We start from the raw sequence: 19,806 nt of genomic DNA, 5'->3' as shown, positions 1-19,806 counted from the left end.
ACCGCAAGGGGAGCCCATCGTGACCACATTCAACATCACGGTATCCGAAACCCAGGAAGTCTTTTCCTGCCCCGACGACAAATCGGTGCTGGAAGGGATGGTCCGGCTTGGCCGGCGCGGGATTCCGCTCGGCTGCCGCGGCGGCGCATGCGGCGTGTGCAAGGTGGAGGTGCTGTCCGGCCGCTACGCGCAAAAGCCCATGAGCCGCTGCCACGTCGATGCAAACGATGAGCGCGAGGGCAGGGTGCTCGCGTGCCGCATCACCCCCAGCACCGACCTCGAAATCCGCGTGCTCGGCCACATGAAACTCGCAGTACTGGACCAGCCTTCCAGCAAACAGGCTTGACCCATCAATTTTCAATCAACGACAACCAGGAGACTTCAAATGGCAATGACAGGTGTTTTACGCCCAGGGCATGTACAAATCCGCGTGCTCGATCTGGACGAAGGCGTGCGCCACTATCGCGACGTGATGGGGCTGGAGGAAACGGGCCGCGACGAACAAGGCCGCGTCTATCTCAAGTGCTGGGACGAGATCGATCACGCCAGCGTGGTCTTGCGCCAGGCCGACCGCGCGGGCCTGGACTTCATCGGCTTCAAGGTGCTGAACGTGAAGACCCTGAACCAGCTGGAGGCGGACCTGAAGGAATACGGCGTCAAGACCGAACGCATTCCGGCGCGCGAGATGCTGGAAACGGGCGAGCGGGTGCGCTTCGTGGTCGCCAGCGGCCACACCATCGAACTGTATGCGGAGAAGGCGCCCTTCGGTAACGGCTGCGGTCCTGTCAACCCCGCGCCCTGGAGCGCGCAGTCGGAGCGGGGCATCGCGCCGCGCCGCCTCGATCACGCGCTGCTGTATGGCCCCAACATCGAGGAAGTGCGCAAGCTGTTCGTGGACGTGCTGGGCTTCACGATGGTCGAACATATCCTCACGCCGGACGGCTCGGCCAACCAGGTGGTGTTCCTGAGCTGCTCGATCAAGTCGCACGACATCGCGTTCGGCGAATTCCCGGAGCCGGGCAAGCTGCATCACTGCTCCTTCCTGATGGACAGCTGGGACCATGTGCTGCGCGCGGGCGACATCATGTCCATGCATAAGGTGCCGGTCGATATCGGCCCCACCCGCCACGGCGTCACGCGCGGCTGCACCATCTATGCGTTCGACCCGTCGGGCAACCGCTTCGAGACGTTCAAGGAAGACCGCACGCCGTATCCGGACCACGCGCCGCTGACCTGGACCTTCGATGGCCTGGTGGGCGAGGGTGGCCTGGACTATGTGCAGCGCAAGCTGCATGAAACCTTCCTGACCGTGGTCAGCTGAGAGGCCGCCATGCAACCCGTCCTGGATACGGCCAGCCCGTCCCGCGCGCTTGACACCACGCGCCGCTTCGTGCGCCCGCGCGGCGGGCGTGGCAAGGGCTTCATCGAATTCGAGTTCGCCATCGGCGAGCCGGAACTGTTCGTCGAGCTGATTCTCACGCCGGACGCCTACGCGGAATTCTGCGAGGCCAACCAGGTGGAGGTGCTGCCGGCGGCCGCGCCGTCCGCCACGCCCGACGACTGGGACTGGCGCCTGTCCGACGCGACCGCGCATCCATTCAAGTCCACCGATGCTTAACCATCTTATTTGAGAACCATCATGCAAATCGATCTACAAACGCTCAGCATCCAGCCCTTGCGGCAGACCTTCGACCACCTGGCGCGCCGCTTCGGCGACAAACCGGCCTCGCGCTACCAGGAGGGCAGCTACGATATCCAGGCCGCCGAGAACCTGCACTATCGCCCCACCTGGGATCCGAGCCAGGAGCTGTACGACGCGTCCATCACCAAGATCGTGATGGCCGACTGGTACGCCTTGAAAGACCCGCGCCAGTTCTACTACAACACCTACACGCTGGCCCGCGCGCGCCAGCAGGACACGGCCGAGGCCAATTTCAGCTTCGTGGAATCGCGCGGCCTGGCCGACGCGCTGCCGGCGGACCTGAAGGACGCCGCCTTGCGCGTGCTGGTGCCGCTGCGTCATGCGGCCTACGGCGCCAATTTGAACAACACCTTCATCTGCGGCTATGGCTACAGCACCATCTTCACCCAGCCCTGCATGTATCACGCGATGGATAACCTGGGCATCGCGCAGTACCTGTCGCGCCTTGGCCTGCTGCTGGATGGCACGGAGGCGCTGGCCGAAGGCAAGCGCGCCTGGCTGGCGGACGATGCGTGGCAGCCGCTGCGCCGCTACATGGAGGATTGCCTGGTGTTGCGCGATCCGTTCGAGCTGTTCGTGGCGCAGAACGCGGCGCTGGACGGCTTGTTGTACCCGCTGATCTACGAGCGCGTGGTGGACGACACTTGGTCCACGGCCGGCGGTTCGGCCGTCGCCATGCTCACCCAGTTCATGAACGACTGGTTCGACGAAACCCGCAAGTGGGTGGATGCCGTGCTGCGTACCGCGGCGGCGGAATCGTCGCACAACCGCGCGCTGCTGCAGGAGTGGACGCAAAAGTGGAGCAACCGCGCGGCGGTCGCCTTGCTGCCGGTGGCGGGACTGGCGCTGGGCAAGGAAGCCGACGAGGTGCTCGGCGAGGAAGTGGCGGCCTTCAAGGCGCGTATGAACAAAATCGGCATTGAAGTCTGAGGAGGCCCCATGTCCACTGTATTTATCGCATTGCAAGCGAACGAAGCGACCCGTCCCATCATCGACGCCATCCTGGCCGATAACCCGGACGCCACCATCAAGCGCGACCCGGCCATGGTCAAGATCAACGCCCCCGGCCATCTGGTGATCCGCCGCAGCTCCATCGAGGAACAGACCGGCGCCCATTTCGATCTGCAGGAATTGCAGGTCAACTTGATCACGCTCAGCGGCAACGTCGAAGAGACGGAAGACGAACTCACGCTCCACTGGAACAATTAAGGAAACACGACATGGATACCAAAGTGATCAAGCCCAAGCTGGGCCTGAAGGAAAAATACCGTTTGCTCACCCGCGACCTGGCGTGGGAAACCAGCTATCAGCCGCAGGAAGCCGTGTACCCGTACGCGCGCTACGAGGGCATCAAGATCAACGACTGGGATAAGTGGGAAGACCCGTTCCGCCTCACCATGGACTCGTACTGGAAATACCAGGCCGAGAAGGAGCGCAAGTTCTACGCTGTGATCGACGCGCACGCCCAGAACAACGGCCACCTGAACATTACGGACGCGCGCTACCTGAGCGCGTTGAAGATCTTCCTGCAGGCGATCAGCCCCGGAGAATACGCGGCGCACAAGGGTTTTTCGCGCGCGGGCCGCGAGTTCCCCGGCGTGGGTACCCAGGTGGCGTGCCAGATGCAGGCCATCGACGAGATCCGCCACGCGCAGACCCAGATCCACGCGCTGTCGAACTATAACAAGTACTACAACGGCTTCCACGCTTTCGCCGACCAGCGCGACCGCATCTGGTACACCTCCGTGGCCCGTTCCTTCTTTGACGATGCGATGTCGGCCGGTCCGTTCGAATTCATGATCGCGATCGGCTTCTCGTTCGAATACGTGCTGACCAATCTGCTGTTCGTGCCCTTCATGTCCGGCGCGGCCTACAACGGCGACATGGCCACCGTGACCTTCGGCTTCTCGGCCCAGTCGGACGAGGCGCGCCACATGACGCTGGGCCTGGAGTGCATCAAGTTCATGCTGGAGCAGGATCCGGCAAACCTGCCTATCGTGCAGGGCTGGATCGACAAGTGGTTCTGGCGCGGCTTCCGCGTGCTGGGCCTGGTCAGCACCATGATGGATTACATGCTGCCCAAGCGCGTCATGTCCTGGCGCGAGGCGTGGGAAATCTACGGCGAGGAAAACGGCGGCGCGCTGTTCCGCGACCTGGCGCGCTACGGCATCCGTCCGCCCAAGGGCTGGGCCGATGCGGGCGAGGCGATCGACCACATGTCGCACCAGTTCATGCTGGGCCTGTACCAGTGGAGCTTCGGTACGTCCTTCCACAGCTGGATTCCGTCGGAGGAGGACATGGAGTGGCTGTCGGCCAAGTATCCAACCACGTTCGACAAGTATTACCGGCCGCGCTGGAAGCACATCAAGAAGCTGGCCGACGCCGGCACGCCGTTCAAGAACTTCGGCCTGGCCAAGCTGTGCCAGACCTGCCAGCTGCCATCCGTGTTCAGCGAGCCGGGCGACCCTACGCTGAGCTGCCATCGCGAGGCCGTGCACAAGGGCGAGAAGTACCACTTCTGCTCGGACCACTGCCAGCACATCTTCGAGAACGAGCCGGAGAAGTACATCCAGGCCTGGCTGCCCATGCCGGGCCTGTTCCAGGAGCTGGGCGGCGACGTGGGCGCGTGGATGGATTGGGTGAGCCTGAAGGATGGCGTGGACAACGGCGATTTCGTCGGCTCCCAGGACGAGGCCAATTTCGACCGCTGGCGCGGCATGGCCAAGGCCAACAAGTAAGCGAAGCAAGCGCCGCCCATGGCGCCGCTGGCCAACAGAGGTAGGCGGCGCTGCATCTACAAAATATGCAAGGAGAATCATCATGGCTGTAACTGCAATCAAGGACTACATCGGCGTGCCGCGCGACACGGTGGCCAATTTCAACGGACGCCAGCTGGTGTATGCGAGCTGGGACCGTCACTCGCTGTTCGCGTCGCCCTTCCTGTTGTGCATGACGCCGGAGACGAAGCTGGGCGAAGTGGTGGAAACCATGCTGGTGCCGCTGATGCAGGCGGACCCCGATGCCGCCGCCGTCGACTGGGACAAGGTCGAGTGGCTGAAATCGAACCAGCCCTGGACGCCGGACTTTTCCGCCAGCGTGGCCGCCAACGGCATCGGCCACAAGGACCAGATCCGTTTCCGCACGCCGGGCCTGAACACGCTGTGCGCCGATGCCTGAGGTGTTGATATGAGCTACCAACTGACCATAGAGCCGCTGGGCCAGACCATCGAGGTGGAGGAGGGCCAGACCATCCTCGACGCCGCGCTGCGGGCCGGCATCTACCTGCCGCACGCCTGCTGCCACGGCCTGTGCGCCACTTGCAAGGTGCAGGTGGTGGACGGCGAGGTGGAACATGGCGCCGCGTCGTCGTTCGCGCTGATGGACTTCGAGCGCGACGAGCAGAAATGCCTGGCCTGCTGCGCCACGCCGCAAAGCGACCTGGTGATCGAAGCGGAAATCGATGAAGACGCGGACGCGCGCAACCTGCCCGTGAGTGATTACGTGGGCACGGTGAGCCGGATCGAGTCGCTCACACCCACCATCAAGGGCGTGTGGATCAAGCTGGATGATCCGGCTGGTATCGATTTCCAGGCCGGCCAGTACGTCAACCTGCACTTCCCGGACGATATGGGGAGCCGCGCCTTTTCGCTGGCCGGGCCACCTGGCGCTGGTGAGGTGGAGCTCAATATCCGCATCGTGCCGGGCGGCCGCGCCACCGGCTACGTCCACCAGCAGATGCAGGTGGGCGAGCGGGTCAAGCTATCCGGCCCGTACGGCCGCTTTTTCGTCAAGAAGTCGGCGGCCGTGCCCATGCTGTTCATGGCGGGCGGCTCCGGCCTGTCCAGCCCCCGGTCGATGATATTGGACCTGCTGGCGGAGGGCAGCGCGCTGCCCATCACCCTGGTCTACGGCCAGCGCACGCGCGAGGAGCTGTATTACCACGACGAGTTCCTGGCGTTGGCCGGCAAACATCCGAACTTCCATTACGTGCCGGCCTTGTCGGGCGAGCCGGAAGGCAGTGCGTGGCAGGGCTTCCGTGGCTTCGTGCACGAGGCGGCGAAGGCCCATTTCGACAACGACTTCCGTGGCCACAAGGCTTACCTGTGCGGCCCGCCGCTGATGATCGACGCCTGCATCAACACCTTGATGCAGGGCCGTTTGTTCGAACGCGATATCTACACAGAGAAATTCATTTCGGCGGCCGACGCGCAGCAGGTGCGCAGCCCGCTGTTCCGCTCGATCTGAGCGCACGGCGGCTGGCGCCGGCGCGCGCGGAGCCTGATACCTTGAGGGTATCACGATGCCGGATCAAAGGTATTGGACGGTATGGGATGCCATCCCTAAACTGGCTTGCAGTCGGCCTCCGTCTGGATCGCAGGCCGCCGCGAAAAAACACAAACGCTTTCGGAGGACGAAAGCACCCGCAAGGAGTTGGCAATGCAAATAGTGAAGAATTTTATCGACGGTGAGTTCGTCGACAGTGTGGAAGGCAAGACCTTCGACAAGCGCTCGCCAGTGGACAACAGCGTGATCGCCCGCGTGGCCGAAGCCGGCCAGGTGGACGTGGACCGCGCCGTGCGCGCCGCCCAGGCCGCGCGCAACGGCGTGTGGGGCGGGCTGACGACGGACCAGCGGGTGGACCTGCTGTACGGCGTGGCCGACGAAATCACGCGCCGTTTCGAGGACTTCGTGGCGGCCGAAATGGCCGACACGGGCCAGCCCCGCCATGTGATGACCCATGTGTTCATCCCGCGCGGCGCGGCCAATTTCAAGGTGTTCGCCGACGTCATCAAGAACGTGCCGACCGAGGCGTTCCAGATGGCGACCCCCGACGGCCGCGGCGCCCTGAACTACGGCATCCGGGTGCCGAAAGGCGTGGTGGGTGTGATCTCGCCGTGGAACGCGCCGTTCCTGCTGATGACGTGGAAGGTGGCGCCGGCCCTGGCCTGCGGTAACACGGTGGTGGTCAAGCCGTCCGAGGAGACGCCGTTGACGGCGGCCCTGCTGGGCGAGGTGATGAACAAGGTCGGCATCCCGCGCGGCGTGTACAACGTGGTGAACGGCTTCGGCCCGTCCTCGGCCGGCGAGCACCTGACCCGCCACCCCGGCATCGACGCCATCACCTTCACCGGCGAAACGCGCACCGGCACCACCATCATGCAGGCCGCCGCACAAGGCATGCGCGACGTGTCGTTTGAACTGGGCGGCAAGAACGCCGGCATCGTGTTCGCGGACGCCGACTTCGACGCGGCCGTGGAAGGTATCTTCCGCTCCGCCTTCCTCAATTCCGGCCAGGTGTGCCTGGGTACGGAACGGGTGTACGTGGAGCGGCCCATCTTCGAACGCTTCGTGGCGGCGCTCAAGCAGAAGGCGGAAGCCGTCAAGTTCGGCCGGCCCGACGATCCCGAAGCCAACTACGGCCCGCTGATCAGCGACGAGCATCGCCGCAAGGTGCTGTCCTACTACGCCAAGGCCGTGGAGGAGGGCGCGACGGTGGTGACGGGCGGCGGCGTGCCGGACATGCCGGCCGCGCTGGAGCAGGGCAACTGGGTCCAGCCCACCATCTGGACCGGCCTGCCGGAGACGGCGGCGGTGGTGCGCGAGGAAGTGTTCGGCCCTTGCTGCCATATCCGCCCGTTCGATACGGAGGATGAAGTGGTCAACATGGCCAACGACAACGACTACGGCCTGTCGACGACGATCTGGACCACCAACCTGGCGCGCGCCCACCGCATGGCGGGCCGCATCGAAGTTGGCATCACGTGGATCAACAGCTGGTTCCTGCGCGACCTGCGTACCGCGTTCGGCGGTTCCAAGCAGTCGGGCATCGGCCGCGAAGGCGGCGTGCACTCGCTGGAGTTCTATACCGAAACCCGCAACGTTTGCGTCAAGCTCTGAGGAATTCATGGACGACATCACCATCAACCAATATGGCGACGAACTGTATCAAGCCTTCGTCGACCGCAGCACCGTGCCGCCGCTGACGACGCGCACGCCCGACATTACGCTGGAAGACGCTTACCGCATCCAGTCGCGCATGCTGGCGCGCCGCCTGCAAGCTGGCGAAACCATCGTCGGCAAGAAGATCGGCGTCACCAGCAAGGCGGTGCAGGACTTCCTGGGCGTGTTCCAGCCCGACTTTGGCCAGCTCACCTCCGGCATGATCTACCAGGAGGGCGACGTCATCGACCTGAATGGCCTGATCCAGCCCAAGGCGGAAGCGGAACTGGCGTTCGTGCTCAAACACGACCTGGTCGGACCGGGCGTGACGGCCATGGACGTGATCCGCGCCACCGATTACGTGGTGCCGTGCTTCGAGATTGTCGATTCGCGCATCACGGACTGGAAGATCAAGATCCAGGACACGGTGGCCGACAACGCCTCCTGTGGCGTGTTCGTGCTCGGCAAAAACCACGGCGACCCGCGCCAGCTCGACATCACGCTGGCCGGCATGGTGCTTGAAAAGAACGGCGAAGTGTTCTCCACCGCCGCCGGCGCCGCCGTGCAAGGCTCGCCCGCCAACGCGGTGGCCTGGCTGGCCAACACGCTGGGCGCGCTGGGCATCCCGTTCAAGGCCGGCGAAATCATCCTGTCCGGTTCCCAATCGGCGCTGGTGCCGGTGACCGATGGCGACCAGTTGACCTGCACCGTGGGCGGGCTGGGCAGCTGCCAAGTTAAATTTTCCGGAAGGAGTGCCGTATGAGCCGCCAAATCACCCTGACGCCGGATGACATCGTGCGCCTGTGCGAACGCATCGAAGGGGCGCAAGCGCGCGCCCGGGCGATCCCCAAACTGACCGACGAATATCCGAACATGACCAGCGATGACGGATACGCCGTGCAGCACGCGCTGCGCAAGCGCTTCCTGGCGGCCGGCCGGCGTCTCGTGGGCTGGAAGGCGGGTCTGACCTCGCGCGCCAAGATGATCCAGATGGGCGTCAACGCACCGTCGATCGGCTTCCTCACGGCGGACATGGCGCGGCCCGAAAGTTCGGCCATCAAGACCTCCGACATGGTGCATCCGCGCGTGGAGTGCGAAGTGGCCTTCGTCACCAAGGCCCAGTTGCAGGGGCCGGGCTGCACCCGCCAGCAGGTGCTGGATGCGACCGACTACGTGCTGCCGGCCGTGGAAATCATCGACTCGCGCTTCGCCGGCTTCAAGTTCGACATGCCCAGCGTGATCGCTGATAACGGTTCGTCGGCGCGCTATGTGGCCGGTGGCCGGGCGCGTTATGCGGCCGACCTGGACTTGCGCACGCTGGGCGTGGTGATGGAAAAGAACGGCGAGATCGTGGCCACGGGCGCGTCTGCCGCAGTGCTGGGGCATCCGGCCGAGGCCATCGCCATGCTGGTCAACATCCTGGCCGAGCAGGGCGAGGTATTGCCGGCCGGTAGCTTCGTCATGAGCGGCGGCATCACGGAAGCCATCGCCGTCAAGCCCGGCGACAGCATCGTGGCCCGCTTCCAGGAGCTGGGCAGCGTGTCGATGCGATTCATCGAATAACGGATTCTAAACAAGCAAGGGAGGCAGCAATGCCAATTATCGAGATGCACCTGCTGGCGGGACGCAGCACGGAAAAGAAGCGCAACGCGGTGGCCGCAGTCACCTCGGCGCTGGTGGACACGCTGGGCGTGGGACCGGAACAGGTTCGGATTCTGATCACCGAACACCCGGATGAAAACTTTGCCGTTGGCGGGATCACCATCGGCCAGCGCAAACAGGAGGCGTGATGAAGAAGATACGATGTGCGTTGATCGGTTCCGGCAATATCGGCACCGACTTGATCTACAAGCTGCAACGCAGTCCGTTGCTGGAGCCGGTCTGGATGGTGGGCATCGACCCGCAATCGGAAGGCTTGAAGCGTGCCGCCGAGATGGGGCTGAAAACGACGGCCGGCGGCGTGGATGGCCTGCTGCCGCACGTCCTCGAAGACAATATCCAGATCGCGTTCGACGCCACCTCGGCCTATGTCCACGCGGAGAATTCGCGCAAGCTCAATGAACTGGGCGTGATGATGATCGACCTGACGCCCGCCGCCATTGGCCCGCTGTGCGTGCCGCCGGTGAACCTGCGCGCACTGACGGAGAAGGTGGTCATGAACGTCAACATGATCTCCTGCGCCGGACAGGCGACGATCCCCATCGTGTCCGCCGTGACCAGCGTGCAGAGCGTGGCCTATGGTGAGATCGTGGCCAGTCTGGCCTCGCGCTCGGTGGGTCCCGGCACCCGCGCCAACCTGGATGAATTCACCTACACCACGTCGAACGCCATTTGCGCTGTCGGCGGTGCGCGCAAGGGTAAGGCGCTGTGCATCATCAACCCGGCCGAACCGCCCATGTTGATGCGCAATACCATCTCTTGCCTGACCGACGAGGCGCCGGACCAGGCCCGCATCACGGCCGCCGTGCTGGCCATGATCGAGCAGGTGCAGAAGTACGTGCCCGGCTACCGCCTTGTCAACGGCCCCATTTTTGACGACAAGCGCGTCACCGTGTTCATGGAAGTGGCGGGCCTGGGCGACTACCTGCCGCGCTACGCGGGCAATCTGGACATCATGACGGCCGCCGCCACGCGCACGGCTGAAATGTTCGCCGAGGAGATCATCGCCGGCACCATCCAACTCTCTCCCATGGAGGTCGCATAATGAACGAGAACAGTCTGAAAGGTCGCAAGGTCGTCATCCATGACATGTGCCTGCGCGACGGCATGCACGCCAAGCGCGAGCAGATGACGGTAGCCGACATGGTGGCCGTGGCCACGGCGCTGGACGATGCGGGCGTGCCGCTGATCCAAGTGACCCACGGCGGCGGCCTGGGTGGCAACTCGCTGCAGCATGGCTTTGCGCTGCACAGCAACGAGGAATACCTGAATGCCGTGGTGCCGAAAATGAAGCAGGCCAAGGTATCCGTGCTGCTGATTCCGGGGCTGGGAACGATGCGCGAGCTGCAATCGGCCTACGACTGCGGCGCGCGCAGCGTGCACGTGGCCACCCATTGCACCGAGGCCGACACCTCGCCCCAGCACATCGCCTACGCCCGCAAGCTGGGCATGGACACCACCGGCTTCCTGATGATGTCGCACCTGAGCGAGCCGGATGCGCTGGCGCAGCAGGGAAAATTGATGGAATCGTATGGCGCGCAGACTGTCTACGTGACCGATTCGGCCGGCTTCATGCTGCCGGAGCACGTCAAGGCGCGCGTGGGCGCGCTGCGCGCGGTGCTCAAGCCGGAGACGGAAATCGGCTTCCATGGCCACCACAATCTGGGCATGGGCATCGCCAATTCGATCGCGGCCATCGAGGCGGGCGCCAGCCGGATCGACGGTTCCGTGGCGGGCCTGGGCGCGGGCGCCGGCAACACGCCGCTGGAAGTGTTCGTGGCCGTGTGCGAGCGCATGGGCATCGAGACGGGCTGCGACCTGTTCAAGCTGATGGACGTGGCCGAGGATATCGTGGTGCCGCTGATGGATCACATGGTCCGGGTGGACCGCGACTCGCTCACGCTCGGTTATGCGGGCGTCTATTCCACCTTCCTGCTGCACGCCAAGCGGGCGGCCCAGCGCTTTGGCGTGCCGGCACGCGACATCCTGATCGAACTCGGTCGCAAGAAGATGATCGGTGGCCAGGAAGACATGATCACCGATACCGCGATGACCATGGCGCGCGAGCGCGGCCTGCTGGCCGAAGCGGCTTGATGGCCTGATGGCGGGGCGGGCTGGGATGGACGGCGGCCGTTATTGGCCCGCCGCCCCGTCCCACCCGCCCCGTTCTTTTCACCACTGGAACCTCCCATGAGCAACCCCATTTTCACCCGGACCAATGCGAGCAGGCCACGCCAGAGCGGCGGCGAATATGTGCTCAGCGAGTCGGACATGATCATCTCGAAGACGGACATCAAGGGCCACTTCACGTATGTCAATCCCGATTGCGTCCGCATCAGCGGCTATTCGGCCGACGAATTGATCGGCGCCCATCAAAGCATCATGCGCCATCCCGACATGCCCAAGCTGGTGGCGGAAGACTTCTGGCGCACCCTGAGCGGTGGCAAGACCTGGGTCGGGCTGATGAAGAACAAGACCAAGAGCGGCGGCTACTACTGGGTCGAGACCAATGCGGCGCCGATACTGGAAGACGGCAAGGTGGTAGGCTTTATCTCGATCCGCGTCAAGCCGACGGCGCAGCAGATCCGCGCTGCCGACGCGGCCTACCGGACTATGAACGGCGGCAGCAAGCATATGGAGATCAGGGAGGGGAAGGCGATGGTACGCACCCTGTCGGCGCGCTTCAACCCCTTCCGCAAGATGACCATCAAGGCGCGGTTGAGCGCGGCCGGCGGCGGGCTGGCGGTGCTGTCGCTGGTGAGCGCCGCGTGCGCGTGGCCGGGCGCGGGCGTGACCGGGTACTGGGCCAGCATCACGGCAGTGGTATGCGCGCTGACGGCGCTGGCGCTGATCCCGTTGCTGTACCAGGGCATCCTGCTGCCGCTGCGGCAGGCCAAGGTGGCTATCGAGTGCATGAGTGCGGGCGACCTGTCCAGCAAGATCGAGGCTGATGGCTACGACGAACTGGCCGCCGTCATGCAGGCGCTGCGCATTTTGCAGACCAATATCAAGCTGCTGGTGGGGCAGATCCAGGAGGCGACGGTGCTCGTCAACCAGGGCGCCAGCGAGATCGCGGCCGGTAACGCCGATCTGGCCGGACGGACGGAAGCGCAGGCCAGCGCGCTGGAGGAGACGGCGTCCGTGATGGAGCAGCTGACGCAAACCGTGCGCCAGAATGCCGACCACGCGCGCGACGCCAACAAGCTGGTAGTGGCCGCCTGCGACAGCGCCTCGCAAGGCAAGGCCGCCGTGGGCGAGGTGGTGGGGATGATGGGGCGGATACAAACCAGCGCGGAGCAGATTACCGACATCATCGGGGTGATCGACGGCATCGCGTTCCAGACCAACATCCTGGCCTTGAACGCGGCGGTGGAAGCGGCGCGCGCGGGCGAGCAGGGGCGCGGTTTCGCCGTTGTCGCGGCCGAAGTGCGCACGCTGGCCCAGCGCTCGGCGGCGGCGGCGCAGCAGATCAAGGGATTGATCGAAGTATCGGTGGGGCAGGTCGGGCAGGGTAATCAGTTGGCCGATGCGGCGGGCTACGCCATGAGTGGTATCGCCCAGTCCATCGACCGGTCGGCCTGCATCATGGGCGAGATCAGCGATGCCAGTGAGGAGCAAAGCCGGGGCATCGCGCAAGTCAATCAGGCCGTGGTGCAGCTGGACGCGATGACGCAGCAGAATTCCGCGCTGGTCGAGCAGGCGGCCGCCGGCGCGGAGAACATGCGGCAGCAGGCGGTGCGGCTGGGGCATCTGGTGAACGTGTTCCGGCTGGTGGCACGGGACAGCGTTTCGCCGACGAGAGAGCAACGTTCACGCCGCAATTCCGTGTCCAATTCGGTGTCAGGTCTGTCAATTGGACTCAAAGATAGTAGCCTTGAGCTCAATCAAACGACGTAGACATCGGAAGTGGTAGACAGCTTCTCATTTTGGCTAAATTGAAAATGGAAGGCTCGTGTTGAAAAAACTCAAAGATGCGCGACGACTGTCCGAATGACAGACCTGACACCGCCTTGGACGAAAATATTCGGGCTGGATTCCGGGTTCGGGTTGGTTGGCGTCGTTGGCGGTGCTGTCTTTTATTTAGTGCATGATTTCCGTCATCAGTTGTTGTCCAGGAATCGCGCCATTTCCGGCGTGATGGCGATGCGGTACTGGTTCAGCAGGTGGCGGTAGGCGCCGCTGGCGACGTAGGCTTTCAGTTCCTTGTCGAACTGGTCGCGCAGCGCCGTCAACTGCCGGTTCTTGGCAAAGGCGATGTGACTGGCGACGTTCTCGAGCGGGACGGGCAGTTGCACCACTTCCGCATCGACGGCGGCGTCGTGCATGTTGGCCAAGGTGTAGGTGGCCGTGTAGACGTTGCTGGGCACCAGGTCGACCCGGCCCAGCACCAGCTTGCGGAAATTCTGCTCCAGCGTGGCCACCTCCTGCACCGTGAAGCGCTCGCGAGCGGCATCGAATTTTTCGCCGTAGTTGACCTTCATGACCGTGCCGATCCGCCGTCCCGCCAGCGCACCCAGGTCGCCGTTGAAGGCCACGCCGGAGTCCTTCCTGGCGTAAAAATAGATCAGCTGGGGGATGATGGACTCATGGCTGAAATCGAGGAATTGCTCCCGTTCCGGTGTGCGGAAGATCGTGAACACGCAATCGCGCTGCCCCAGCCTGACCATCGTGAGGGAACGAGCCCACGGCATCACCTCCACCGTCATGTCGTGCCCCAGGCGGGCGAACACGGCGCGTACCACGTCCACCGCCAGGCCGTGCGCGGGTCCGCTGGCATCCTGCTGGATCAGCGGTGGATAAGCGAGTGACACGCAGTGGTAATTATCTGCCACGGCGGACGAACTTGCCGTGGCCAGCGTCAACAGCGCCGGAAATATGATGCGATGCATGTGCGCCACGGGTTGTCCCAGCCTGGCTCTTGCCAAAGTGTTCAATATAGCATCGTTTGCTGGCCGTGCCGCCTGCTTGTCGAATCCTGCTGCCTGCCGCTAGTTGTATTTAAGTAACTCGCTGGTTTTATAGTGCTGTGTAGTAAAATTTCATTTTATTGTGCGGTGCATTGTAATTTCTCACTTTCATCAGTAGAATATTCTGAAATTTGAGGGCATTTATGCTTGTCCATGAATGTTCTACGTAAATTCACTACAATTTGGCGGGCACATGGACGGTTCAAACGCACTGTATGACAAAGATGAATTGCTGGGCCGGGATATCCGCCAGCTGGGACGATTGCTGGGCGACGCGATCCGCTCGCTGCATGGCGAGGCCGTGTTCGAGTCGATCGAAGCGGTACGCCAGACTTCGATCGGCCTGCGCCAGCGCCCATCGCAAGAGGGCCGCGACGCGCTGCAGGCGCAACTGCATGCGCTGAGCCCGGTCGACACCAAACAACTGATCCGCGCCTTCAGCTATTTCTCGCTGTTGGCCAATATCGCGGAAGACCAGCACCACACCCGCCGCAGCCGCGCCCACCTGATCGCCGGCACCGCGCCGCGCAACGGCAGCCTGACGCAGGCGCTGAAAAATATCGTCGATGACGGCCACTCGGACCAGTTGCAGGAAGTGCTGGCCGAAGCGTGCATCAGCCCCGTCTTTACCGCCCATCCCACGGAAGTGCAGCGCAAGAGCATCCTGAACTGCCAGATGGCCATCGCCCGCCTGCTCGACGAGCGTGACCGCATCCAGATGACGCCCGAGGAAGAAGAAGCGAACGAGGAAGCGCTGGCGCGCGGTATCGTCACGCTGTGGCAGACCCGTTTGCTGCGCACCACCAAGCTGTCGGTGCTGGACGAGGTGGAAAACGGCCTGTCGTTCTTCGACCGCACCATCCTCAACACCTTGCCGCAGCTGTACGGCGGCATGCAGGACACGCTGGCCAAGCTGGACCCGGCCTGGCAGGGACGCGAACTACCCACCTTCATGCGCATCGGCAGCTGGATCGGCGGCGACCGTGACGGCAATCCTTTCGTCACGGCCGACGTGCTGCGCGCCACCTTGCAGCGCCAGTCGAATGTCGCGTTGTCGCACTATTTGACGGAACTGCACAAGCTGGCCTCGCAGTTCTCGCTGGCGCAGGCCCTGAGCGGCAGCTCCGAACAACTGCGCCGCCTGGCCGATGAAGCGACGGATGGCTCGCCGCACCAGGTGGACGAGCCATACCGCCGCGCGCTGCACGGCATGCACGCCAAGCTGTCGGCCACCCACGCGCTGCTGACCGGCGCCGCCGACGATGCCGACTCGCGTTCCCATTACGTCAGCGCGCAAGCGTTGCGCGACGACCTGGACATCCTGCACCACTCGCTGCTGGCCCATGGCGCCGGCGCGCTGGCCAAGGGCCGCTTGCGCCAGTTGCGCCGCGCCGTGCAGGTATTCGGCTTCAGCCTGGCGCCGATCGACCTGCGCCAGAACTCCGACGTGCACGAGCGCGTGGTGGCCGAACTGCTGGCCCACGCCCGTCCCGGTTGCGACTATCTGGCGCTGGATGAGGCGGGGCGCTGCGCCGTGCTGCGCGAGGAGATCGCGTCGCCACGTCTGCTGGTGAGCCCATACCAGGCGTATTCGGAAGACACGGCCGGCGAGCTGGCCATCTTCGCGCAGCTGAAAAAAGCGCACGATACCTACGGCCAGGATGCGATCTGCAACTACATCATCTCCAAGGCTGCCAGCCTGTCGGACTTGCTGGAAGTTGCCGTGCTGTTCAAGGAATTCGGCCTGCTGCGCCGTGAGACGGCCACGCTGGCGGTCAACATCATCCCGCTGTTCGAAACCATCGAGGACTTGCGCGCCGGTCCCGCCATCATGGAGCAGGCCTTCTCGGTGCCGGAATATAAGCAGTTGCTGCAATCGCGCGGCATGCGCCAGGAAGTGATGCTCGGCTATTCCGACAGTAACAAGGATGGCGGCTACCTGACCTCCGGCTGGGAACTGTACAAGGCCGAGATCGAACTGGTGAAAGTGTTCGCCCGCCACGGCGTCAAGCTGCAGTTGTTCCATGGCCGCGGCGGTTCCGTCGGCCGTGGCGGCGGCCCAAGCTACGAGGCCATCATGGCCCAGCCTACCGGCACGGTGCAGGGCCGCATCCGCGTCACCGAGCAGGGCGAAGTGATCACGGCCAAATACGCCAACGCCGAAGTGGGGCGCCGCAACCTGGAAGTGATGGTCGCGGCCACACTCAAGGCGACCCTGCTGGGCGAGCGCCAGTTCCAACCCGAGGCGGCGCAACTGGCCGCCATGGAAGCGCTGTCGGCGTCGGCCATGCAGGCTTACCGCTCGCTGGTGTACGAGACGGAAGGTTTCGACACCTACTTCTGGCAATCGACCGTCATTTCCGAGATCGCCGCGCTCAACATCGGCAGCCGTCCCACTTCGCGCAAGGCGGCGGGCAAGATCGAGGACCTGCGCGCCATCCCGTGGGTGCTGAGCTGGTCGCAATGCCGCTTGATGCTGCCGGGCTGGTACGGTTTCGGCTCCGCCATCGCCGCCTTCCTGGCCGAGGACCGCGAACCGCGCCTGGCCATGCTGCGCCAGATGTACCAGGACTGGCCGTTCTTCCACTCGCTGCTGTCGAACATGGACATGGTGCTGGCCAAGAGCGATATCGCCATCGCCAGCGGCTACGCCAGTTTGGTGACGGATGTGGCGCTGCGTGAGTCCATCTTCGGCCGTATCCAGGCCGAACATGCGCGCACGGTGGATGCGGTCAAGCAGATCACCGGCCAGCGCGAACTGCAGGACCACAACCCGCTGCTGCAACGTTCGATCCGCAACCGCTTCCCGTATGTGGACTTGCTCAATCACGTGCAGGTCGAACTGCTGCGCCGCTATCGCGACAACAATGCGGACGCCGACACCCGTGTCGGCCTGCACCTGTCGATCAACGGCATCGCCGCCGGCCTGCGTAACAGCGGCTGACGAGGTTCCGCAATTCGCACCCAGCCGCACGCCGCACCGTACTGAATGATGTGTCCTTCCAACCCAACCCTGAGGAACAGAGCATGACGATCAAAGTAGCAATCAATGGTTATGGCCGCATCGGCCGCAATGTGCTGCGCGCTTTTTACGAAGGCGGCAAGAAGCAGGATATCCAGATCGTGGCCATCAACGACCTGGGCGACGCCAAGGCCAATGCGCACCTGACCCGCTACGATACGGCGCATGGCAAGTTCCCCGGCACGGTGGAAGTGGACGGCGACAACATGATCGTGAACGGCGACGTGATCCGCGTGTTCGCGCAGCGTAATCCGGCCGAGATTCCGTGGGGATCGCTGGGCGTGGACGTGGTGCTGGAATGCACCGGCTTCTTCACCACCAAGGAAAAGGCCTCGGCTCACCTGAAGGGGGGCGCCAAGAAGGTCATCATTTCCGCACCGGGCGGCAAGGATGTGGATGCGACCATCGTGTTCGGCGTGAACCAGCACGTGCTGAAGGCCGCCGACACTGTGATCTCGAACGCTTCCTGCACCACCAACTGCCTGGCCCCGCTGGTCAAGCCCCTGAACGACGCGATCGGCGTGGAAAACGGCCTGATGACCACCGTGCACGCCTACACCAACGACCAGGTGCTGAGCGACGTGATGCATGAAGACCTGCGCCGCGCCCGTTCCGCCACCATGAGCATGATCCCCACCAAGACCGGCGCCGCCGCCGCCGTGGGCCTGGTGCTGCCTGAGCTGAACGGCAAGCTGGACGGCTTCGCCATCCGTGTGCCGACCATCAACGTGTCGCTGGTCGACCTGTCGTTCATCGCCAAGCGCGACACGACCGTGGACGAAGTGAACGCGCTGATGAAGGCCGCCGCTGAAGGCCCGCTGAAAGGCGTGCTGACCTACCAGACCGAACCACTGGTGTCGATCGACTTCAACCACAACCCAGCCTCGTCCAACTTCGACTCGACCCTGACCAAGGTGTCGGGCCGTCTGGTCAAGGTGTCGTCGTGGTACGACAACGAGTGGGGCTTCTCGAACCGCATGCTCGACACCACCGTGGCCCTGATGGCCGCAGCCAAATAACAATTCCAACGCACCAGGAGACAAACCGTGCCCAATACCGTTACCCATCGCGCGACCAAGATCGTTTCCACCATCGGCCCGGCTTCGAACGACATGGCCACGCTGGTCAAGATGTTCAAGGCTGGCGTCGACGTTGTGCGCCTCAACTTCTCGCACGGCCGCGCGCAGGACCACGTGGACCGCGCGCGCATGGTGCGCGAGGCGGCTCGCGAATGCGGCCGCGAAGTGGCCATCATGGCCGACCTGCAAGGCCCCAAGATCCGTGTCGGCAAATTCGAGAACGGCAAGACCGAGCTGGTGGCCGGCGCCAAGTTCGTGCTGGATGCGGCTTGCGAGCTGGGTAACGACGAGCGCGTTGGCCTGGACTACAAGGACCTGCCGCGCGACCTCAAGGCGGACGACGTGCTGCTGCTGAACGACGGCCTGATCGTGCTGGTGGTCGACAGCGTGGTGGGCAGCGCGATTCACACCACCGTGCGCATCGGCGGCGAACTGTCCAACAACAAGGGCATCAACCGCCAGGGCGGCGGCCTGTCCGCACCGGCGCTGACGGCCAAGGACATGGAAGACATCAAGACGGCCATGAGCTTCCAGGCCGATTACCTGGCCGTGTCCTTCCCCAAGAACGCGACCGACATGGAAATGGCGCGCCAACTGGCCAACATCGCCGGTGAACCGTTTGACCACAAGCCCTTCATGATCGCCAAGATCGAACGGGCCGAAGCCATTCCGGCGCTGCAGGAAATCCTGGACGCGTCGGACGGCATCATGGTGGCGCGCGGCGACCTGGCCGTGGAAGTAGGCAACGCCGCCGTGCCGGCGCTGCAAAAGCGCATGATCAAGATGGCGCGCGCCTCCAACAAGCTGGCCATCACCGCCACCCAGATGATGGAATCGATGATCGTCAACGCCGTGCCGACCCGCGCCGAAGTGTCGGACGTGGCCAACGCCGTGCTGGATGGTACGGATGCGGTGATGACGTCGGCCGAAACGGCGTCCGGCCGCTATCCGGTCGAGACGGTGGAAGCCATGGCCGCCATCTGCCTGGACGCGGAAAAATGGGACACCTGCCAGCTGGACGTGGACCTGTCCAACGCTTCGTTCAGCCGTATCGACCAGTCCATCGCGTATGGTGCGCTGTTCACGGCGCACCACCTGCGCGTGAAGGCCATCGCGGCGCTGACGGAATCCGGTTCCACGGCCTTGTGGATGAGCCGTAACAACATCGACATCCCGATCCTGGCCCTGACCCCCAGCCTGGCCACGCAACGCAAGCTGGCGCTGTACCGCAACGTGACGGCGCTGGAACTGAAGGTGGACGGCGGCAAGGAGCAGGCGTTCCGCGCTGTCGAAGCCCTGCTGGTCAAGCGCGGCGCCGTGAAGGCGGGCGATAACGTAGTGCTCACCTGGGGTGAACCCATGGGCGTGGTGGGCGGTACCAACGCCTTGAAGATCATGAAAATCGGCGCAGCGGCGCTGAACGACAACTGACTGGAG

19 protein-coding genes are annotated in these 19,806 nt (G+C 63.9%); 18 read left to right on the top strand and 1 reads right to left on the bottom strand.

The features are described 5' to 3' along the window. Positions 1 to 19: 19 nt before the first annotated feature. The 15 genes from H3H39_RS22615 to H3H39_RS28415 all read left to right on the top strand — a co-directional run bounded on the left by H3H39_RS22615 (position 20) and on the right by H3H39_RS28415 (position 13,198). Positions 20 to 346 carry a 2Fe-2S iron-sulfur cluster binding domain-containing protein gene (locus H3H39_RS22615; protein ID WP_182156654.1) on the top strand — a complete coding sequence of 109 codons (327 nt, stop codon included), beginning with the start codon at positions 20 to 22 and terminating at the stop codon, positions 344 to 346. Between the two features lie 39 nt (positions 347 to 385). Beyond that, positions 386 to 1,321, top strand: coding sequence for a catechol 2,3-dioxygenase (locus tag H3H39_RS22610; RefSeq protein WP_182156653.1), 936 nt, complete (start codon positions 386 to 388; stop codon positions 1,319 to 1,321). Positions 1,322 to 1,330: 9 nt separating this feature from the next. After that, on the top strand, positions 1,331 to 1,618 hold the full coding sequence (locus H3H39_RS22605; protein ID WP_182156652.1) for a phenol hydroxylase subunit: 288 nt from the start codon (positions 1,331 to 1,333) through the stop codon (positions 1,616 to 1,618). Positions 1,619 to 1,639: 21 nt separating this feature from the next. Beyond that, positions 1,640 to 2,632 carry an aromatic/alkene monooxygenase hydroxylase subunit beta gene (locus H3H39_RS22600; RefSeq protein WP_182156651.1) on the top strand — a complete coding sequence of 331 codons (993 nt, stop codon included), beginning with the start codon at positions 1,640 to 1,642 and terminating at the stop codon, positions 2,630 to 2,632. Positions 2,633 to 2,641: 9 nt separating this feature from the next. Continuing rightward, the gene (locus H3H39_RS22595; RefSeq protein WP_182156650.1) at positions 2,642 to 2,911 is read left to right on the top strand and encodes an MmoB/DmpM family protein; all 270 of its coding nucleotides are present in this window, start codon (positions 2,642 to 2,644) and stop codon (positions 2,909 to 2,911) included. An 11-nt stretch (positions 2,912 to 2,922) separates the two neighbouring features. Further along, positions 2,923 to 4,440: a YHS domain-containing protein gene (locus H3H39_RS22590; protein WP_182156649.1), complete on the top strand. Its 1,518-nt coding sequence runs from the start codon at positions 2,923 to 2,925 to the stop codon at positions 4,438 to 4,440. Between the two features lie 82 nt (positions 4,441 to 4,522). Next, positions 4,523 to 4,879, top strand: a complete 357-nt coding sequence (locus tag H3H39_RS22585) for a phenol hydroxylase subunit P4 (RefSeq protein ID WP_182156648.1) — start codon at positions 4,523 to 4,525, stop codon at positions 4,877 to 4,879. Between the two features lie 9 nt (positions 4,880 to 4,888). After that, positions 4,889 to 5,947 carry an NADH:ubiquinone reductase (Na(+)-transporting) subunit F gene (locus tag H3H39_RS22580; RefSeq protein WP_182156647.1) on the top strand — a complete coding sequence of 353 codons (1,059 nt, stop codon included), beginning with the start codon at positions 4,889 to 4,891 and terminating at the stop codon, positions 5,945 to 5,947. 192 nt (positions 5,948 to 6,139) lie between these two features. Continuing rightward, positions 6,140 to 7,600 (top strand): 2-hydroxymuconic semialdehyde dehydrogenase, encoded by a 1,461-nt coding sequence (locus tag H3H39_RS22575; protein ID WP_182156646.1) that lies wholly within the window; start codon positions 6,140 to 6,142, stop codon positions 7,598 to 7,600. 7 nt (positions 7,601 to 7,607) lie between these two features. Then, complete coding sequence (dmpE, locus tag H3H39_RS22570; protein WP_182156645.1) at positions 7,608 to 8,405, top strand: 2-oxopent-4-enoate hydratase; 798 nt, start codon at positions 7,608 to 7,610, stop codon at positions 8,403 to 8,405. A gap of 8 nt (positions 8,406 to 8,413) precedes the next feature. Further along, positions 8,414 to 9,205, top strand: coding sequence for a 2-oxo-3-hexenedioate decarboxylase (gene dmpH, locus H3H39_RS22565; RefSeq protein WP_375540454.1), 792 nt, complete (start codon positions 8,414 to 8,416; stop codon positions 9,203 to 9,205). Next, positions 9,193 to 9,432, top strand: coding sequence for a tautomerase family protein (locus H3H39_RS22560; protein ID WP_311196970.1), 240 nt, complete (start codon positions 9,193 to 9,195; stop codon positions 9,430 to 9,432). The genes dmpH and H3H39_RS22560 overlap by 13 nt, the downstream gene beginning before the upstream one ends. Then, the gene (locus H3H39_RS22555; protein ID WP_182156642.1) at positions 9,432 to 10,346 is read left to right on the top strand and encodes an acetaldehyde dehydrogenase (acetylating); all 915 of its coding nucleotides are present in this window, start codon (positions 9,432 to 9,434) and stop codon (positions 10,344 to 10,346) included. The genes H3H39_RS22560 and H3H39_RS22555 overlap by 1 nt, the downstream gene beginning before the upstream one ends. Continuing rightward, entirely contained in the window at positions 10,346 to 11,395 is a 1,050-nt protein-coding gene (dmpG, locus tag H3H39_RS22550) for a 4-hydroxy-2-oxovalerate aldolase (RefSeq protein WP_182156641.1), read from the top strand. Before H3H39_RS22555 ends, dmpG begins: the two co-directional genes overlap by 1 nt. Positions 11,396 to 11,491: 96 nt before the next feature. Beyond that, positions 11,492 to 13,198, top strand: a complete 1,707-nt coding sequence (locus H3H39_RS28415) for a methyl-accepting chemotaxis protein (protein ID WP_182156640.1) — start codon at positions 11,492 to 11,494, stop codon at positions 13,196 to 13,198. Between the two features lie 203 nt (positions 13,199 to 13,401). Here H3H39_RS28415 and H3H39_RS22540 read toward each other — a convergent pair whose 3' ends face one another. Further along, positions 13,402 to 14,190 carry a substrate-binding periplasmic protein gene (locus tag H3H39_RS22540; protein WP_182156639.1) on the bottom strand — a complete coding sequence of 263 codons (789 nt, stop codon included), beginning with the start codon at positions 14,188 to 14,190 and terminating at the stop codon, positions 13,402 to 13,404. A 271-nt stretch (positions 14,191 to 14,461) separates the two neighbouring features. Between H3H39_RS22540 and ppc the strand changes: the two genes are divergently transcribed. The 3 genes from ppc (at position 14,462) to pyk (ending at position 19,800) form a co-directional block, all read left to right on the top strand. Further along, positions 14,462 to 17,212, top strand: a complete 2,751-nt coding sequence (ppc, locus tag H3H39_RS22535) for a phosphoenolpyruvate carboxylase (protein ID WP_182156638.1) — start codon at positions 14,462 to 14,464, stop codon at positions 17,210 to 17,212. Positions 17,213 to 17,295: 83 nt separating this feature from the next. Beyond that, complete coding sequence (gene gap / locus H3H39_RS22530; RefSeq protein ID WP_182156637.1) at positions 17,296 to 18,309, top strand: type I glyceraldehyde-3-phosphate dehydrogenase; 1,014 nt, start codon at positions 17,296 to 17,298, stop codon at positions 18,307 to 18,309. 93 nt (positions 18,310 to 18,402) lie between these two features. Continuing rightward, complete coding sequence (gene pyk / locus H3H39_RS22525; protein ID WP_229218204.1) at positions 18,403 to 19,800, top strand: pyruvate kinase; 1,398 nt, start codon at positions 18,403 to 18,405, stop codon at positions 19,798 to 19,800. Positions 19,801 to 19,806 lie beyond the last annotated feature (6 nt).

The sequence above is a fragment of the Rugamonas apoptosis genome (assembly GCF_014042355.1).
In the GTDB taxonomy this organism is placed as follows: Bacteria; Pseudomonadota; Gammaproteobacteria; order Burkholderiales; family Burkholderiaceae_D; genus Rugamonas; species Rugamonas apoptosis.
Note: the sequence above shows the minus strand (reverse complement) of the source record. Positions and strands in the feature narration are given on the sequence as shown.

Excerpts from the sequence above, each read along its gene's own strand:
- H3H39_RS22575 (WP_182156646.1), top strand. The coding sequence starts at position 6,140 with ATGCAAATAGTGAAGAATTTTATCGACGGTGAGTTCGTCGACAGTGTG.
- dmpG (WP_182156641.1), top strand. The coding sequence starts at position 10,346 with ATGAACGAGAACAGTCTGAAAGGTCGCAAGGTCGTCATCCATGACATG.
- pyk (WP_229218204.1), top strand. The coding sequence starts at position 18,403 with ATGGCCACGCTGGTCAAGATGTTCAAGGCTGGCGTCGACGTTGTGCGC.
- H3H39_RS22595 (WP_182156650.1), top strand. The coding sequence starts at position 2,642 with ATGTCCACTGTATTTATCGCATTGCAAGCGAACGAAGCGACCCGTCCC.
- H3H39_RS22580 (WP_182156647.1), top strand. The coding sequence starts at position 4,889 with ATGAGCTACCAACTGACCATAGAGCCGCTGGGCCAGACCATCGAGGTG.
- H3H39_RS22605 (WP_182156652.1), top strand. The coding sequence starts at position 1,331 with ATGCAACCCGTCCTGGATACGGCCAGCCCGTCCCGCGCGCTTGACACC.
- H3H39_RS22610 (WP_182156653.1), top strand. The coding sequence starts at position 386 with ATGGCAATGACAGGTGTTTTACGCCCAGGGCATGTACAAATCCGCGTG.
- ppc (WP_182156638.1), top strand. The coding sequence starts at position 14,462 with ATGGACGGTTCAAACGCACTGTATGACAAAGATGAATTGCTGGGCCGG.
- H3H39_RS22600 (WP_182156651.1), top strand. The coding sequence starts at position 1,640 with ATGCAAATCGATCTACAAACGCTCAGCATCCAGCCCTTGCGGCAGACC.
- H3H39_RS22585 (WP_182156648.1), top strand. The coding sequence starts at position 4,523 with ATGGCTGTAACTGCAATCAAGGACTACATCGGCGTGCCGCGCGACACG.
- gap (WP_182156637.1), top strand. The coding sequence starts at position 17,296 with ATGACGATCAAAGTAGCAATCAATGGTTATGGCCGCATCGGCCGCAAT.
- H3H39_RS28415 (WP_182156640.1), top strand. The coding sequence starts at position 11,492 with ATGAGCAACCCCATTTTCACCCGGACCAATGCGAGCAGGCCACGCCAG.
- H3H39_RS22555 (WP_182156642.1), top strand. The coding sequence starts at position 9,432 with ATGAAGAAGATACGATGTGCGTTGATCGGTTCCGGCAATATCGGCACC.
- H3H39_RS22590 (WP_182156649.1), top strand. The coding sequence starts at position 2,923 with ATGGATACCAAAGTGATCAAGCCCAAGCTGGGCCTGAAGGAAAAATAC.
- H3H39_RS22540 (WP_182156639.1), bottom strand. The coding sequence starts at position 14,190 with ATGCATCGCATCATATTTCCGGCGCTGTTGACGCTGGCCACGGCAAGT.
- dmpE (WP_182156645.1), top strand. The coding sequence starts at position 7,608 with ATGGACGACATCACCATCAACCAATATGGCGACGAACTGTATCAAGCC.